Genomic DNA, 15,627 nt, shown 5'->3' with positions numbered 1-15,627 from the left:
ATTCCGATTAACGCTTGCGCCCTCCGTATTACCGCGGCTGCTGGCACGGAGTTAGCCGGCGCTTCCTCTGAAGGTACCGTCAGGCCTAGAGCCTATTCGACCCAAGGCGGTTCTTCCCTTCTGACAGAGGTTTACGACCCGAAGGCCTTCTTCCCTCACACGGCGTCGCTGCGTCAGGGTTTCCCCCATTGCGCAATATTCCCCACTGCTGCCTCCCGTAGGAGTCTGGACCGTGTTTCAGTTCCAGTGTGGCTGATCATCCTCTCAGACCAGCTACCCATCGTAGCCTTGGTGGGCCATTACCCCGCCAACTAGCTAATGGGACGCGGACTCATCCTCAAGCGATAGCTTGCAAGCAGAGGCCATCTTTGAACCCTCGTTGAAAAGGATTGTCATACGGTATTAGCGGCGGTTTCCCATCGTTATTCCGTACTCAAGGGTAGATCATCCACGCGTTACTCACCCGTGCGCCGCTCTACTCAGGAGCCGAAGCCCCCTTTCTCGCACGACTTGCATGTGTTAAGCACGCCGCCAGCGTTCAATCTGAGCCAGGATCAAACTCTCCAGTTTGAAATCCTTGTAGCTTGCTGAAACCCTCCCGGGTCCGAAAACCCAGGGGGTGTGGCTAATCGTAATTCACCCGACTCGCTATTTAATTGTCAAAGAACTTGTTCCGCGTTTCCTTGCGGCGGAAGGTGGTTCTTACTCCGACCTTCCCGGCGGTGTCAACGTTTTTTTTCGTCGACTTCTTTCAATTCGCTCCGGGAAGCATGCTTCCCTCGGCGGCTGGTCTGTCTAAGTGCTTCCAGCGTTTTTGTCAACCACTTTTTTTTTCAAGTCGTCAACTTTTTTTCTCGCCCCGATCCGGTTTCCCTTTTCGCGGCGGGCTCGGCTATTTACTGCCACCGGGCCTCGCTGTCAACATCTTTTTTCTCGCCAGCTTCATTTTTCAATTCCGCTTCAGGTCTCCCCTCGCGGGCGCCCTCTTGCGGGCGGGAGTGGCTACCTACGTTCGACCGGCCCGTTCGTCAACAACTTTCTTTCAAGTTCGTGACTTTTCCGCTTTCGCGGATGAACCGTCTCCGTCTGTGCCGCGTCCCATTCGGCGGATCGCTCCACCTCGTTTTCAATCCCTTCCCGGAAGCTCCCCTCGGCGGCGGATTGTCCATCCATACCTTATCCGATTGGTCCCCTCCACTCAGGGCCGCCAAGCAGCAACTTCGTTCCCGCAGGCAGGAGGCGCTTTGTATAGACCTCCCCCCCACCTGTCAACGGGTTTTTGGCATTTCTTTCTCAAATCCCTTGCGACCCACAGGGAGAAATCCCGGCCAACACCCTTTATCCTCCGCTCAAGCCGTGCTATTACTTGAAAAACTGAACCCTGACCCCCAACAACTATGGATGAAGCTCCTCTGATTTTAGTTGTCGACGACGAACAGATCAACCGCTCCCTTCTTCGCTGGTCTCTGATCGACGCCGGTTTTCGCGTGCTTCTGGCATCCAACGGCCCGGAGGCCAGACTCCTCGCCCTGGCCGAAAACCCGGACTGCATCATCCTCGACATCCTCATGCCCGAGGAGTCCGGATTCGAAACCTGCGCCAAACTTCTGGGGAATCCGGCCACGCGCGACATCCCTATCATCTTTCTCTCCGGGATGGATGCCGTGGACGACAAGGTGCGCGGCCTCAAGATCGGCGCGGTGGACTACGTGACCAAGCCCTTTTCCGGCGAGGAAGTGGTGGCTCGCGTCAAAATCCACCTGCGCCTGCGCCAAGCCAACCGGGCGCTCATCGCCGAACAGGCGGCCAAGCTGTCCCAGATCCGCGACGCCCAACAGGCCATCCTGGTCAGCCCCGGGGAAATGCCCGCCGCCAAGTTCGCGGTGCGTTACCGGCCCGCTCTGGAAGCCGGCGGCGACTTCTACGACGTCTTTCCCCTGGGCCCCAGCCGATACGGCTATTTCGTGGCCGACGTGGCCGGCCACGACCTGGGCGCCAGCTTCATCACCTCGTCGCTCAAGGCCCTCATCCGCCAGAACAGTGGCCCGCTGTACGGACCGGACGACACCCTGCGCACCATGAACGGCGTGCTGCTTTCGGTGCTCGCTCCGGGCAAGCACCTGACCGCCGCCTACCTGACCGTGGCCCGTCCTTCCGGTCGATGCCGTCTGGTCAACGCCGGGCACCCCTGCCCCATCCTGGTCCGGTCCACGGGCGAGGCGGAAGTGGTTTCCGGCGCGGGCGACGTGCTGGGGGCCTTCGAAAGCGTGCATCTCGAAATAATGAGTGTGGCCGCCAAGCCCGGCGACCGGTTCTTCCTGTGCACCGACGGCCTGCTCGACCTGGCCGGACGCAACCAGGAAAAGGCCCTGGCCCGCCTGGCCGAAGTGTGCGCCAAGACCTGCGGCGCTTCCCTGGAGGAAGCCGCGGACCAGGTGGTGAACGCCCTGCTTCCCGGCCAAGCCCCCTCGGTGGACGACATCGTGCTCATGGCCGTGGAGGTGTAGCCGGTGGAAGACATGATGGACACGCCGCTGCAAGTCTGGACCGAGGGCAACCGCTCGCGTATCGTCGTGCCGGCCACCCTGGACGCCGCCGAAGCGGCCGTCGGCCTGTTACGAGAGCGATGGACGCGTTTGGGCCTGAGCAAGGAGACGCTCTTCAAACTGGGACTTGTGCTGCGCGAAGCCCTAATCAACGCCGTGACGCACGGAAGCGCCGGCGACCCTTCGAAACGGGTGAGCGTGCATACGCTCACGGGTTCCGGCGGGGCCACGATAACGGTCAGCGACCAAGGGCCCGGTTTCGACTGGCGCGCACGCCTGCCCGATTGCGACACGCCGCCCGATCCGACTTGCGCAACCGGGCGCGGGTTGTGCATTATGCGTCTCTATGCAACGAGCATGCGCTATAACGAACCCGGCAACGCCCTGACCCTCACGGTGTCATGGCAAGAGGAATCGCCCATGAAGAATTCCGCCGTGGCCTCCGGTCCGTCCGTGGTGGCGGCCAACGCCCAAGTTTTCAAAGACAAGTGCCTCGAAGCCCTCTCCACGGACCCCGCCTCCCTGACCGTGGACTGCCGGGAACTGGAACAGATCGACTCCGTAGGCATCGGGGTGCTCATCCAGGCCCACAACTCGGCGTCCAGGTCTGGCGGCGCGCTCACCCTGGTGGACGTGTCGGACGATATTCTCTCGCTTCTTCGCGCCATGCGCCTCGACAAGCATTTCCACATCAACCCGTAAAGGGGCCGGGATGGACAACAGCGACTTTCTCGAATCCTTCATCGAGGACACGCGGGAGCACCTCGACGACATCGAGACCAACCTCATGGATCTCGAACAGGCCGGGGACAACGCCAGCGAAGAGCTGGTCAACACGGTGTTCCGGGCGGCGCATTCCATCAAGGGCTCGGCGGGGTTTCTCGGCCTCTCCAACGTGCGCGACCTGGCCCACAAGCTGGAAAACATCCTGCACATGGCGCGCAACAGGGAAATCGTCATCGACAAGCGCATCGTTTCGTCCCTGCTCTCCGGATTCGACCGGCTCAAGTCCCTGGTGGCCATGGGGGCCAAGTCCGAAGAGGAGAACATCGAGGCCAACCTGGCCGAGCTGGCCGCCTTGACCGAGGACTTGCTGCCCGAAGAGCGCAAGGACCAGCAAAATCAGTCCGCCCAGGTCTCGCTTCCAGGCGGCCCCATGATCTTCTCGCCGGACCTGCTCTCCCTGAAAAACGCCCTGAGCGGGGGGAAATTTCTCTATTTGGTGGAATACGACCTCATTCACGACGTACACGCGAGAGGCAAGACCCCACTGGACATCATCCGCACCATGGAGTCGAGCGGCCTCATCGTGGACTGCCGCGTGGATCTGGGGCCGGTGGGCGACCTGGACGCCCCGCTCTCCAACAAGCTCCCCTTTTACGTGCTGTTCGCCACCATCGTCGAACCAGATGTCGTCGGCTACCTTTTCGCCCTGGATTCGTCGTGCATCCATCTGCTCGACCCAGAAACCTTTTTCGGAAAGCCCGAGGCGGCGGACCAGCCCCGTCGCGAAAACCTCTTCGGCTTCGAGGCCCTGGTGAACGAAAACGCGCTCACTCTGTCCGGCCCCGAGGAACTCACCCTGGACGCGCTGGGCGATCTGCGCCAAGCCCTGATGGCCGCCCTGGCCCGCAATCTGGACGCCGTGCTGGACGTGAGCCGGACCGTCTCCGTGGACACGGCCCTGGTGCAGTTGCTCTGCGCGGCCCACCGATCCTTCATCGGGGCGGGACGATCGTTCTCCCTGTCCTCGCCCACAGCGCCCGTCTTGGCCGAACGTCTGGCCCGGCTGGGCTTTTGCGCCGCGACCATCGAACACTGCGGCCAGCCGACCTGCCCGTTTCCAGCCTAGGAGCGCCCCGTGAGCATCGATTCGGAAAGCATGGCCCTGTTTCGCGAGGAAGTGTGCGAACTCCTCGCCCAGTTGGACACCTCGCTCATGGCCCTGGAGCTTCAACCCGACAGCGCCGAAGCCATCAACGACACCTTCCGCGTGGTCCATACCCTGAAAAGCGACTGCGGTCTGGTGGGACTCGCCGACATGGAGAAGCTGCTCCACGACCTGGAGACCCTCTACGACTCCGTGCGCCGCGGCGACCTGCTCATCGACAAGTCCGTCATGGACCTGACCTTCGCCATAAAAGACCGCGTGGCCTCCATCCTTCAGGACGAACAGACCGATCGGAACGAAAACACGGACAGCGCCCTGTCGCTTTCCCTGGCGGAACTGCTCGAACGCGTGGCCGACGAGCAGGGTGCGCAAACGCTCCGGCCGGAGCCTGAGGCCGAGGACCGGGAGGCCGCGCCCCCGCGGGAGCTCCCGGAAGAGGCCTCCGAATCCGGAGAGAGCCGGACCTACCGCATCCGCTTCGCCCCCGCTCAGCCAGGCCTGTTCGATTCCCTGGCCCCGGTGTCGCTGCTCGACGAACTGCGCTCCCTGGGAGAGGCCCGCGTGGTCCTTGACAGTTCGAACGTGCCCTCCCTGAGCGCTCTTCGTCCAAACGACTGCCACCTGGTCTGGGACATCGAACTCACCACCGACGCCACCGAAGACGCCATCCGCGACGTGTTCGTGTTCCTCGACGACCAGTCCGGAGTGCGCATCGAGCCCCTGGAGGGCCAGTCGCCCCGGCCGATCCTTGCGCCATGTCCCGCCCCGGCGGTCGAGCCGGTGGCCGAAGGCCCATCCGGTCCCGAGCCGTCGGAAGGCGTTCTCGCCCCGGCTTCGCCCGCGTCGCACGACGCCTCCCCGGTCTCCGCCGAGCCTCGGCCCGCCGCGCCGAAACCGCAAGCGGCCCCAGCCGACGCCCCGGGATCGAGCCCGGCGGGCAAGCCCGCGCCCGACGCCCAGGCCAAGGCCGACTCCGACGCGCCCCAGGCCCCCAAGGCCAAGGCGACCAAGGCCCCCACCGCCAAGTTCGCGGCCCGGGAGCCGTCCCAGAGCCTACGAGTGGAGGCGGCAAAGCTCGACAATCTGGTCAACCTGGTCGGCGAGCTGGTCATCGCCCAGGCCAGGCTCACCCAGATCGCCTCGCGCACGGGAAAAAGCGACCTGACCGGCGTGGCCGAAGAGATCGAACGCCTGGTGTGCGAACTGCGCGACAACACCTTGAACATCCGCATGTTGCCCATCGGCACCACGTTCAGCCGCTTTCGCCGCCTGGTGCGCGATCTTTCCTCCGAGCTGAACAAGGAAATCGAGCTGGTGACCGAGGGTGGCGAAACCGAACTGGACAAGACCGTCATCGAACAGTTGGGCGACCCCCTGGTGCACCTCCTGCGCAACTCCATGGACCACGGCATCGAGATCCCGGAGGAACGCGAGGCGGCCGGCAAGCCCCGGCGCGGCTCCATCGTGCTCTCGGCCCGCCAGGCGGGGGGCGCGGTCATCATCCGGCTGAGCGACGACGGCCAGGGGCTCAACGCCGAGCGGATACGGGCCAAGGCCGTGGAACGCGGCGTCATCCCGCACGACGCCAGGCTTTCCGAACAGGAAACCTTCGAGCTCATCTTTTCCCCCGGGTTTTCCACGGCCGAGAAGGTCACCAACGTGTCCGGCCGGGGCGTGGGCATGGACGTGGTGAAACGCTCCATCGAGACCCTGCGCGGCAAGGTGGACATCACCAGCACCCGGGGGCAGGGGACGGTCATCACCATCTCCCTGCCGCTGACCCTGGCCATCATCGACGGTCTGCAGGTGCAAAGCGGCGCGGATCTGTTCATCATTCCGCTGACAATGGTCGAGGAATGCGTGGAATTTCACGCCGACAGTCGCAAGGGCTTGGAGCGCAACCGCACCATCAGCCTGCGGGGGGAGATCGTCCCCTTCGTACGCCTGCGGGAAACCTTCGCCATCCAGGGCCAGCCCCCGGGCGTGGAGCAGATCGTCATAACCCGACACGAAAACGGCCGAACCGGCATAGCCGTGGACAACGTGGTGGGACAGCAGCAGACCGTCATCAAGAACCTGGGGCGCTACATCGGGCGGATCGACGGCATTTCGGGCGCCACCATCAACGGGGACGGCTCCATGTCGCTCATTCTGGACGTGCCCCAACTGGTGGAAAGCGTAGTCCGCCAGAATCTGGACGGCTAGGAGCCTGAAAAATCCTTGCCGGCTGCGTTGCTGCGAAAAACGCAACCCCTCAACGGATGCCCAATACGCTTCGGGTCTGATCGGGTCTGCTTTTTTCTCGCGCCGTGCCAGCGAGTTTTTTGAACAGTCTGCAAAAATCGACTTTTTGGGCGGCCTGCGCGGAACCTCCCGGGGATGTCGCCCCTGAGGTCCGAGGGAAATGCCGCTTCAAGGGCCTTCGCTCTGCCCTGAACGACCGACGCCGCCTGTTTCAGGCCGTGCGTTGATCAAGACGCCCCGGAGGGGACGAAACGACAAAAACCGGGAAAGGTTCGTTGCAAAACGCCCCTTTCCCGGTTGTGCTTTTGGCGTGTCGTCGCCGAACGGCTAGTGGCTGATGCCGTCGATGAGCTTTTCGAGCTTCTGGGCCAGTTCGGCCAGGCCGGCCACGGCCTTGGACGAGCTGCTCATGCCGCTGGTGGTTTCGGTGCTCACCCGGCGGATGTCCTCCACGGCGCGGTTGATTTCCTCGCTGGCCGCCGACTGTTCCTCGGCCGCGGTGGCGATGGAGCGCACCTGGTCGGAGGTGTGGATCACCAGTTCCACAATGCGCTTGAGCGCCTCCCCGGACTTGTTGGCCAGGTCGGTGGCCAGGTCCGCGGCCTGACTGGAGGCCTCAACGCTTTGCACGTTGGCCTTGGCGCCGTTCTGGACCGCTCCGATGACCTGTCCCACCTCCTTGGTGGCGTTCATGGTCTTTTCGGCCAGCTTGCGCACCTCGTCGGCCACCACGGCGAATCCGCGTCCGGCTTCTCCGGCGCGAGCCGCTTCGATGGCGGCATTCAGGGCCAGCAGGTTGGTCTGGTCCGCTATGTCGGAAATCACGTCCAGGATGCGGCTGATGTCTTCGGCCTGCTTGCCCAGGGCGGTCATCTGGCTCTTGAGCTCCTGGGCCTTGTTGTTGACTTCCTGAATGGCCTCCACGGCCCGGGCCACGATGGTCGCGCCGTTTTGGGCCTCGCTCTTGGCGGTGTCCGCCGATTCGGCGGCCGCGCCCGCGTTTCGGGCCACTTCCAGCACGGTGGCGTTCATTTCCTCCATGGCCGTGGCGGTCTCTTCGGTGCGCTGGTTCTGAATTTCGGCGCCCTCGGTAACCTCTTCCACCTGGGCGGCCAGGGCCTCGGAGGCCGTGGCCACCTGCCGGGCGATCTCGGCCGAGTCCGCGGCCACGTGGGTCATCTGGCCGAGCAGGCTGGTGACCTTGGATTCCTGGGATTTGGCTTCGGCCATGGCGACTTCGGCGTTGCGCCTTTCGATGTCGGCTTCGCGCGACTTTTTGTCGGCTTCCCCGATCTTGGCCTTGAGGTTGTCCACCATGGTGGCGATGGCGGTCTTGAGCACGCCCAGCTCCGCGGTGAACAGCCCTTCGGGCTTGGCCTCCAGGTCGCCCTTGGCCACGGCTCCGGCGTAGACCTGAATGCTCGACAGGGGCCGCATGATCTGCGCGCCGGTCAGCCACCAGGCCACGGCGACGATGAGCGCGAGCACCGCGAGGGTGGCCAGTCCCGCCACCACGCCGGCCTGGCGTTCCTGGGCGTCGGCCCGGGCCAGGGATGAAATAATCTCGAAAGCGCCATGCATGTCGCCCACCCGCCAGCCTTCCTTGACGCCTCCCAGGGGGTCCTTTTCGCCCTTGGGGTCGCCATGGCAGAGCAGACAGTCCTTGGTGAGATATATCGCCCGAAAATAGCGGATTCTGCCCGGTTCCCTGATCACGGTTTCCTGTTTCCCGGACTTCTCCATTTCCCGCAACACCTTGCGTTCCAGCTCGGTGGGCTCGTTGGCGGGATTGCGGGGATTTTCCTTGGGGACGCGGAACTCGTAACCCAGTTTCGAGGCGTTTTCCTGCGCCATGTTGATGGCCGCGATGACCGGCACGGCATCCAGGAGCTTGTCCTTGGGGATCTGGTCGAACGGGCGCATGACCCCGCTTTCGAGTTTGGCGGCCATGTCCTTGCGCGCGGCTTCGGCCATGAAGACCACGCTCCGGGCTTCATTGAGTATGCCCTGCTCTGCGGCTTCGGTGATGGAACGCATCTCCATGGCCAACATGCTTGCGGCGAGGACGATGGGGCCGGCAACGGCGATGAGAAGAATTTTCCACTTGATGCTCATGTCATGTCTCGCGGGGAGCCAGAGGTTAAACGCAAGAATACGCAAAAAACGCTATGGCTTCGTTTTCATCGCCGGTCAAGGGGCAGACGCAAAAAAGACTGCGCCGCGACCTGGGCGCTGTCGGCCCAGGAAAAGCGCTCGGCCTGGACCAGGCCCTTGGTCCGCATTTCGTCCGCCAGGCCCGGCGTTCGGGCCAGACGGAGCATGGCCTGGGCCATTTCCTCAGGATCGGAGGGATCTTCCAGATACAAACAGGCCTCGCCCCCCACTTCCGGCAGGCTGGAGGAACGGGCCGTGATCACCGGACATCCGCAAGCCATGGCCTCCAGCACCGGCAAACCGAACCCCTCGTAAAGACTTGGGTACACGAGGGCCAGGGCATTCGAATACAGCCCGGGAAGATCTTCGTCCGGCACGTAGCCCAGCTCCACCACGCGCGCCCCGCCCGAATCGCGTCCGCTCCAGCCGGACCAGCCGGCCAGGACCAACGGGATGTCCAGGCCGCTCTTGGCCAGGGCCGGTGCGATCACCTGGGGATTTTTGCGCGGGTCCTTGGTGCCCAGGAACAGGAAATACGGTTCGCCCGGCGCCAGGCCCGGAACCGTCTTTCCCCCCGGTCGGGGATGAAAGCGGGTTTGGTCCACCGCGTTATAGGTAACGTCGGTACGCGAGGGGTCGATGCGCAGCCAGGTGGACATTTCCTGCCGGGTGAAGCGCGACACCGCGAAAAAACGCGACACCCGCTTGAGACGGCGTTTAAAAAAGAGGGCGTTGTAGAGCACCCGTTCGCGCGGATGGTGTTCGGGATAGCGCAGGAGGGACAGATCGTGGATGGTGAACACGGTCTTGACCCCGCGCGGGGCCAAAAAGGGGAAAAACGAGGCCTCGTGGTAGATGTCGAACCCCTTGGCCGCCTGGCGAAAGGCCCATTCGCGCCGGGCGTGCACGGCCAGGCGAACGCCAAGCCCCACGGCGGCCGGCATGCGCCAAAGCAGGCTCGTCAGCCGGGAGCGCCCGGACACGTCCTTCGGAGGGGGCGGCATGGCGGACACCGCCTGACGACCGTCGAAATAGGCGATTTCGAAATCCCGGCCGTGATCGTTTTCCAGTTGTTCGTACAGGCAGCGCAGGTGACGACCGATGCCGGTGTTGACCGTTGTCAGGGGCAAGGCATTGACGATGAGCTTTATTTTTCGGGCCACGCGGGATTCCTTGGCGATCGTGCGGGTATCGTGGTTGAGCGCTGGCCCGTTTCGGGTCAAAAGCGCGCGCCCCTCACGGGGCCGAGTCGGCAAAAAACGGCCGGCGTCGCGCCGGCGGAGCCGGTCCGACGCGCGTCGGGAACGCCCTGGCAAGTTCGACAAACGAAACCGGGACCGCGCAGGCGACGCCCCGGCCACAGCGAGACGTTTTCAATCCCGGCGGCAAGCCGCCAGGACCTCTTCCACCACCTGGCGCATGCGGTTTCGAAAAACCGCGTCGTCGAACAAGGCGGCGCGCTCGTGACAGGCCTGGCGCATGGCCAGGGCCCGCTCGGCGGTCATGGCGCGCACGGCCTCGGCCACGGTCTGGGGGCCGGGATTGGGCGGCAGGAGCAGCCCCGTCACGTTCTCCTTCACGGTTTCCAGCAGCCCCCCCTCGGCGACGCCGATAACCGGCTTGCCCGCGGCCATGGACTCCACGGGAGAGATGCCGAAGTCCTCGCTCCGGGGGATGTAGACCGTGGCCAGGCATCGGCCCATCAGGTCGACCAGGGTTTCGGGAGCCACCCAGCCGAGCACCTGGATATTGGGGCTCTGCGCGGCCAGGGCCCGCACGCGTTCCAGTTCGCTGCCGCCCGAAACCACCACCAGGCGCTTGTCCGGCATGGCGACAAAGGCTTCGACGATCACCTCCACCCGCTTGAGCTGGTCCACCCGGGCGGTGGAGAGGTAAAAGTCCTCCTGTCCCTTCCAGGCGTAGGCCGCGGTGTTCACCGGTGGAGAAACGATCACCGAATCCAATTGCAGGTAGCGGCCCAGACGCGAGGCCACGTTTTGCGAATTGGCCACAATGCGGTCCATGCTCCGGGCGGCCTTGACCCAGGCCCGGCCGAAAGCGGCGAGAAAGGCCTTGTACAGGGGGGCCTTGAGCGCGCGCTGGCGGGAAAGATAGAACTGGCGCTGGTCGAAAAGAATGCGCGGCGGCGTGTGACAATAGAGGATCTTCGGCCCGGCCGTCCGCCGGTACGCCATGGGGGCAAGCGACCCGCTGAACACGGTAAAAGGGGGCTTGGACTGGGGAAACTCCGAAAAACACCGCCACAGGCAAGCCGTTTCGGACCGTTTGGCCAAGCCGGGATGGCGTTCGAGGGCGCGCATGTCCATGGGCGGGCGGCCGGCGAAATAGTGCGGCGGAAAGGCTTCGGGAACAAAGCGCGCGGTCCAGAGCATGCCGGAAAATTCCTGGGCCAGAAGCGCGGCGACCCGCTCTCCCCCGCCGGGAAAAGTGAAGGCGTCGTGCAAAATGAGGGGACTTGGGCGCATTGGCGTTCGCGTTTTTTTGGGGTAGAAGCCGGTTGGCCGTTGTACGTAGCGGCGTCGGGGGCACCCTGGCAACTCTTTTCGCAGCCAACCTCAACCACTTCGAAGTTCAATACCTATGAATATTCTCGTGGCCAATCTGGCCGGCGTCAAGATCGAAGCCGACGGCTCGGTCAAGCACTTCATCAAGGCTGGCTCGCGCTGGCCCATGACCATCGGCAAGTCCCGCACCGTGGACTATTATCCCTTTCCCTTCTGGCTGGCCTACACCTCGGCCCTGCTCAAGCGCGACACGCGCGCCAACGTGCAGGGACTCGACGGCGTGGTGCTCGACAAGACCGGCGACGAACTGCTGGGCGAGGTCGTGGCCCGCAAGCCCGACCTTCTGGTGGTGGAACTGGCGTCGCTGACCCTGGCCGACGACCTGGAGTTCCTGGCCCGGGTCAAGAACGCCACGGGCTGCAAGATCGTGGTGTGCGGCAATTACGCCACGGTCCGCGACAAGGAACTTCTCGACCAAAATCCCCAGCTCGATTTCGCCGTGCGCGGCGAATACGAGATGACCGTACGCGACCTGACCCGTGCGCTCATGGACGAGGGGCAGATCGAGGACGTAGCCGGACTCACCCGGCGCGGCCCGGACGGCAAGGCCGTGCAAAACGCGCCCCGTCCGCTGCTGGAGAACCTGGACGAGCTGCCCTTTCCCGACCGGGACGACTTCCCGGCCACGATCTATCCCGACTTCACCCTCTATTCGCCCTGCATCAACGTGCTGTCCAGCCGGGGATGCCCCTGCGGCTGCGTCTACTGCCAGGAGCGCCACGTCATGTACGCCTCCCCCAAGTACCGCGCCCGCTCGGCCCAGTCCGTCGTGGAGGAAATGATCCTGTGCCGGGACCGCTTCGGAGCCAGACAGTTCTACTTCGACGACCAGAGCTTCGTGGTGCGCAAGAAGCACGTTCTCGAAGTGTGCGCCGAAATCCTGCGCCGCAAGCTCGGCGTGCCCTGGACCGTCATGGGCGACGCCATGTTCGTGGACCGCGAAATGCTCGAAGCCATGGCCAAGGCGGGCTGCATCGGCATGAAGTTCGGGGTGGAGAGCGCCGACAAGGGTATCCTCAAGAACATCGGCAAACCCCTGGACCTGGAAAAAGCCAAGACCGTGGCCAAGTGGTGCAAGGAGTTGGGCATCCGCACCCACGCCACCTTCTGCCTGGGCCTGCCCGGCGAGACCGAGGAGACCATCAAGAAGTCTCTGGCCTACATGGAAGCCCTGGACGTGGACACGGCCCAGGTCTCCAAGGCGGTGCCCTATCCGGGCACGCCCATGTACGACTGGGCCCTTTCGCACGGTTTTCTGGCCACTACCGACCTCAACCGCTTCGACGGCATGGGGAGTTCGGTCATGAGCTACCCCGGACTGCCCTCGACCGAAATCGACCGCTGGTACGCCCTGTTCTCGCGCCGGGTGGCCCGCAAGAAGCTCTTCAAATACCTGTTCGAGCCGGGCCAGAGCTTTTCCATCATGGCCGAAATGTGGCGCAGGAAAGGCCCCCTCAGCTTGTCCAAGGCCCTGTGGACCTTCGTGAGGCGCGCATTTTGACGGTTGCGGTTCTCACGGTCTTTGGCGCGGCCCTGGGCTGCGCCCTGATTTTCACGCCGGCCGCCGCGGCTTTCGGGCGGGTTTTCGGTTTCATGGACGCCCCGCAAGGGCGCAAGATCCATTCCACGCCCATTCCCCGGTCCGGGGGCCTGGCCCTGCTCCTGTCGTTCTTTGCCGCCCTGGGCGCGGCCTGGCTCACCGGCGACCACCAGATCCGCCGCCTCCTGGGCGACCAACAGGCCTGGGCCGTCCTGGGCGGCGGCCTTTTCATCTTCGGCGTGGGCTTCGTGGACGACCGCCGGTCCCTGCCGGCCAAGGTCAAGCTGCTGGCCCAGATCGCGGCGGCCAGCCTGTGTTTTTATTACGATGTGCGCATCGGCTCGTTTAGTCTGGGCAAGTTCCTGTTCGTGGACTTCGCCCTGTTCTCCTACGTGCTCACCGTGTTGTGGTTCGTGCTCTTCATCAACGCCATCAACATCATCGACGGCCTGGACGGCCTGGCCGCCGGGGTGGTGTTCTTCGTGTGCGCGGTGCAGGCGGTGCTGGCCACCATGCGCCAGGACGCGGCCACGGCCATGGTCTTCGCGGCCCTGGGCGGATGCTGCCTGGGATTTCTGCGCTACAACTTCAACCCGGCCTCGGTGTTTCTGGGCGACGGCGGCAGCTACTTCCTGGGCTACACCGTGGCGGCCTTTTCCGTGCTCTCGTCGGTAAAGTCCCAGGTGGGCGCCACCATCCTCATGCCCATTCTGGCCTTCGGCGTGCCCCTGCTCGACACAGTGACCTCGCCGCTTCGCCGCTTTCTGCTGGGCAAGAACATCTTCGAGCCGGACCGCCAGCACGTGCATCACAACCTGTTGGCCAAGGGCTGGTCCCAGCGCAAGGCCGTGGTCTTTCTCTATGGCGTGACCGCCTTCCTGGCGGCCATGGCCCTGATCATCGTGAACATGCGCGACGCGCCCTCGGGGCTCATCGTCCTGGTGCTCGGGGGCGGACTCATTCTCTTCGTGCGCAAGGCGGGGTATTTCAGCTACTTCGCCATGGATAAGATCTTCGGCTGGATTCGCGACATTTCCGACGTGGCCGGCATGAGCCACGACCGGCGCACGTTTCTCAATCTTCAAATCGAAATCGCCCAGTCGCACTCCCTCGAACAACTCTGGACCGCAGTCTGTCTGGCCCTGGAGCGGTTGCACTTCGATCTGGCCGAACTCGAAATCACCCCGGACGCGGCCCACGCCTGCCGCCTGGACGCCTCCCCCCGCCCCGAAAGCCCGATCCGCGACGCGGAGGGCGGCCTGATGTTCGAATGGAGCCGCGAAGGCCTCAAGACCGACAGGCGCGATTACCTTTGCCGCCAATCCCTGCTCAAACTGGAGTTGCCCCTCATGGGCAAGGACGGCCATTCCCTGGGTTCACTCTGGTTGGTCAAGGATCTGACCAACGATCCCCAGACCGATTTCACCCTGCGCCGGGTGGAACATCTGCGCCGAAGCGTCATCTCCACTCTGGAACCCCTGCTGGCCAGGTCGTGATGCGCGTCCTGCAACTGGGCAAATACTTTCCCCCGGCCACGGGCGGCATCGAGACCGTCACCTGGGAGCTGGCCCAAGGCCTGGCCGCTCGCGGCGTGGATTCGGACGTGCTCTGTTTCCATCCCGGCGGCCCGGACGCGGTGGAAGACCACCACGGCTACCGGGTCTACCGGGCGGCCACCCCCCTGGTGGCCCTGTCCACCCCCCTGTCCTGGCGCGCCGTGGCGCTTTTGGCCAGGTTGGCCCCGAACTGCGACATCGTGCATGTGCACTGCCCCAACCCCATGGCCTTCCTGGCCCTGTGGCTGGTCCGCCCCCGCGCGGCCCTGGTGTTGCAGTGGCACAGCGACGTGATCCGCCAGAAAACGGCGGCGGCCCTGTTCCGGCCGCTGGAGCGCTGGGTCATCAAGCGGGCCTCGCGCGTGATCGGGGCCACGCCCGCCCACCTGGAGGCCTCGCCCCACCGCGACCTCTTCGCCGGCAAGGGGTGCCTGGTGCCCTTCTGCATAGACCCCGCCCCGTTTCGCACCCAAAACGCCGACCCCGCGACCCTGGACCGGCTCAAAAAGCGCCATCCCGGCAAAAAGGCCGTGTTCGCCCTGGGGCGGCTCATCTACTACAAGGGATTCACCCACCTGCTGGACGCCGCCGCGCTCCTGCCCGACGACTGGATGGTGCTCATCGGCGGGGAGGGCCCGGAGCGCGACGCCCTGGCCGCTCGGCTGCGCGAGAAGGGCCTGGAAGGCAAGGCGGAATTGGTCGGGGCGATCCCCCGGGAAGAGCTCGGCGCCTACTACGCCTTCTGCAGGGTGTTCTGCCTGCCCTCCACCCACCGTTCGGAGATGTTCGGCATGGTGCAGCTCGAAGCCATGGCCGCCGGACGGCCCATCGTGAGCACGCGCATTCCGGGCTCGGGCGTGCCCCATGTTAACCGCCACGGCGTGACCGGACGCGTGGTCCAGCCCGGCGACCCTGCGGCCCTGGCCGAGGCATTCCGCGACATCGACGCCGATGCAGCCCGCTATCAGGCCATGAGCCGGGCCTGCCTGGAAACCTTCGCCGCCCACTACACCCGCGAGGTGTTCATGGACGGCGTTTTGGACTGTTACCAGACGGCGTTGGATTCCACAGGTCGATAGCCCTTTTTCGTGACTGCGCGGCAAACGCCTTG

Annotated in this window: 10 protein-coding genes and 1 rRNA gene (1 of these 11 cut by a window edge); 7 read left to right on the top strand and 4 right to left on the bottom strand. The window is 64.4% G+C overall.

The window, feature by feature from the left end; translation table 11 throughout:
• Positions 1 to 570 (bottom strand): 16S ribosomal RNA (locus ACYQ01_RS15580) (it extends 981 nt beyond the left edge of the window).
• Positions 571 to 1,397: 827 nt separating this feature from the next.
• Between ACYQ01_RS15580 and ACYQ01_RS15575 the strand changes: the two genes are divergently transcribed.
• From ACYQ01_RS15575 to ACYQ01_RS15560, 4 genes are read left to right on the top strand one after another with little or no spacing between them, the layout of a single operon-like run.
• A complete protein-coding gene (locus ACYQ01_RS15575) occupies positions 1,398 to 2,507 on the top strand; it encodes a PP2C family protein-serine/threonine phosphatase (RefSeq protein ID WP_459934779.1) in 1,110 nt (369 codons plus the stop codon).
• A gap of 12 nt (positions 2,508 to 2,519) precedes the next feature.
• Positions 2,520 to 3,248, top strand: coding sequence for an ATP-binding protein (locus tag ACYQ01_RS15570; protein ID WP_459934778.1), 729 nt, complete (start codon positions 2,520 to 2,522; stop codon positions 3,246 to 3,248).
• A gap of 10 nt (positions 3,249 to 3,258) precedes the next feature.
• Entirely contained in the window at positions 3,259 to 4,398 is a 1,140-nt protein-coding gene (locus tag ACYQ01_RS15565; protein WP_459934777.1) for an STAS domain-containing protein, read from the top strand.
• Between the two features lie 9 nt (positions 4,399 to 4,407).
• Entirely contained in the window at positions 4,408 to 6,642 is a 2,235-nt protein-coding gene (locus tag ACYQ01_RS15560; RefSeq protein ID WP_459934776.1) for a chemotaxis protein CheA, read from the top strand.
• Positions 6,643 to 7,008: 366 nt separating this feature from the next.
• On the opposite strand, the gene ACYQ01_RS15555 is transcribed toward ACYQ01_RS15560, so the two are convergent.
• The 3 genes from ACYQ01_RS15555 to ACYQ01_RS15545 form a co-directional block, all read right to left on the bottom strand.
• The gene (locus ACYQ01_RS15555; protein WP_459934775.1) at positions 7,009 to 8,796 is read right to left on the bottom strand and encodes a methyl-accepting chemotaxis protein; all 1,788 of its coding nucleotides are present in this window, start codon (positions 8,794 to 8,796) and stop codon (positions 7,009 to 7,011) included.
• 65 nt (positions 8,797 to 8,861) lie between these two features.
• On the bottom strand, positions 8,862 to 9,998 hold the full coding sequence (locus tag ACYQ01_RS15550) for a glycosyltransferase family 4 protein (protein ID WP_459934774.1): 1,137 nt from the start codon (positions 9,996 to 9,998) through the stop codon (positions 8,862 to 8,864).
• A 210-nt stretch (positions 9,999 to 10,208) separates the two neighbouring features.
• Positions 10,209 to 11,321, bottom strand: coding sequence for a glycosyltransferase (locus tag ACYQ01_RS15545; RefSeq protein ID WP_459934773.1), 1,113 nt, complete (start codon positions 11,319 to 11,321; stop codon positions 10,209 to 10,211).
• Between the two features lie 115 nt (positions 11,322 to 11,436).
• Here ACYQ01_RS15545 and ACYQ01_RS15540 point away from each other — a divergent pair, with 115 nt between their 5' ends.
• Genes ACYQ01_RS15540 through ACYQ01_RS15530 form a run of 3 tightly spaced genes read left to right on the top strand, consistent with a single transcriptional unit; the run spans position 11,437 to position 15,595 of the window.
• The gene (locus ACYQ01_RS15540) at positions 11,437 to 12,921 is read left to right on the top strand and encodes a B12-binding domain-containing radical SAM protein (RefSeq protein ID WP_459934772.1); all 1,485 of its coding nucleotides are present in this window, start codon (positions 11,437 to 11,439) and stop codon (positions 12,919 to 12,921) included.
• Positions 12,918 to 14,456 (top strand): glycosyltransferase family 4 protein, encoded by a 1,539-nt coding sequence (locus ACYQ01_RS15535; RefSeq protein WP_459934771.1) that lies wholly within the window; start codon positions 12,918 to 12,920, stop codon positions 14,454 to 14,456. The genes ACYQ01_RS15540 and ACYQ01_RS15535 overlap by 4 nt, the downstream gene beginning before the upstream one ends.
• Positions 14,456 to 15,595, top strand: a complete 1,140-nt coding sequence (locus ACYQ01_RS15530) for a glycosyltransferase (protein ID WP_459934770.1) — start codon at positions 14,456 to 14,458, stop codon at positions 15,593 to 15,595. The genes ACYQ01_RS15535 and ACYQ01_RS15530 overlap by 1 nt, the downstream gene beginning before the upstream one ends.
• Positions 15,596 to 15,627 lie beyond the last annotated feature (32 nt).

The organism is Fundidesulfovibrio butyratiphilus, assembly GCF_054657235.1.
The sequence above is the reverse complement of the archived record's forward strand: the minus strand, read 5'-3'. Positions and strand labels throughout refer to the sequence as shown.

Excerpts from the sequence above, each read along its gene's own strand:
- ACYQ01_RS15575 (WP_459934779.1), top strand. The coding sequence starts at position 1,398 with ATGGATGAAGCTCCTCTGATTTTAGTTGTCGACGACGAACAGATCAAC.
- ACYQ01_RS15570 (WP_459934778.1), top strand. The coding sequence starts at position 2,520 with ATGATGGACACGCCGCTGCAAGTCTGGACCGAGGGCAACCGCTCGCGT.
- ACYQ01_RS15565 (WP_459934777.1), top strand. The coding sequence starts at position 3,259 with ATGGACAACAGCGACTTTCTCGAATCCTTCATCGAGGACACGCGGGAG.
- ACYQ01_RS15555 (WP_459934775.1), bottom strand. The coding sequence starts at position 8,796 with ATGAGCATCAAGTGGAAAATTCTTCTCATCGCCGTTGCCGGCCCCATC.
- ACYQ01_RS15545 (WP_459934773.1), bottom strand. The coding sequence starts at position 11,321 with ATGCGCCCAAGTCCCCTCATTTTGCACGACGCCTTCACTTTTCCCGGC.
- ACYQ01_RS15540 (WP_459934772.1), top strand. The coding sequence starts at position 11,437 with ATGAATATTCTCGTGGCCAATCTGGCCGGCGTCAAGATCGAAGCCGAC.
- ACYQ01_RS15530 (WP_459934770.1), top strand. The coding sequence starts at position 14,456 with ATGCGCGTCCTGCAACTGGGCAAATACTTTCCCCCGGCCACGGGCGGC.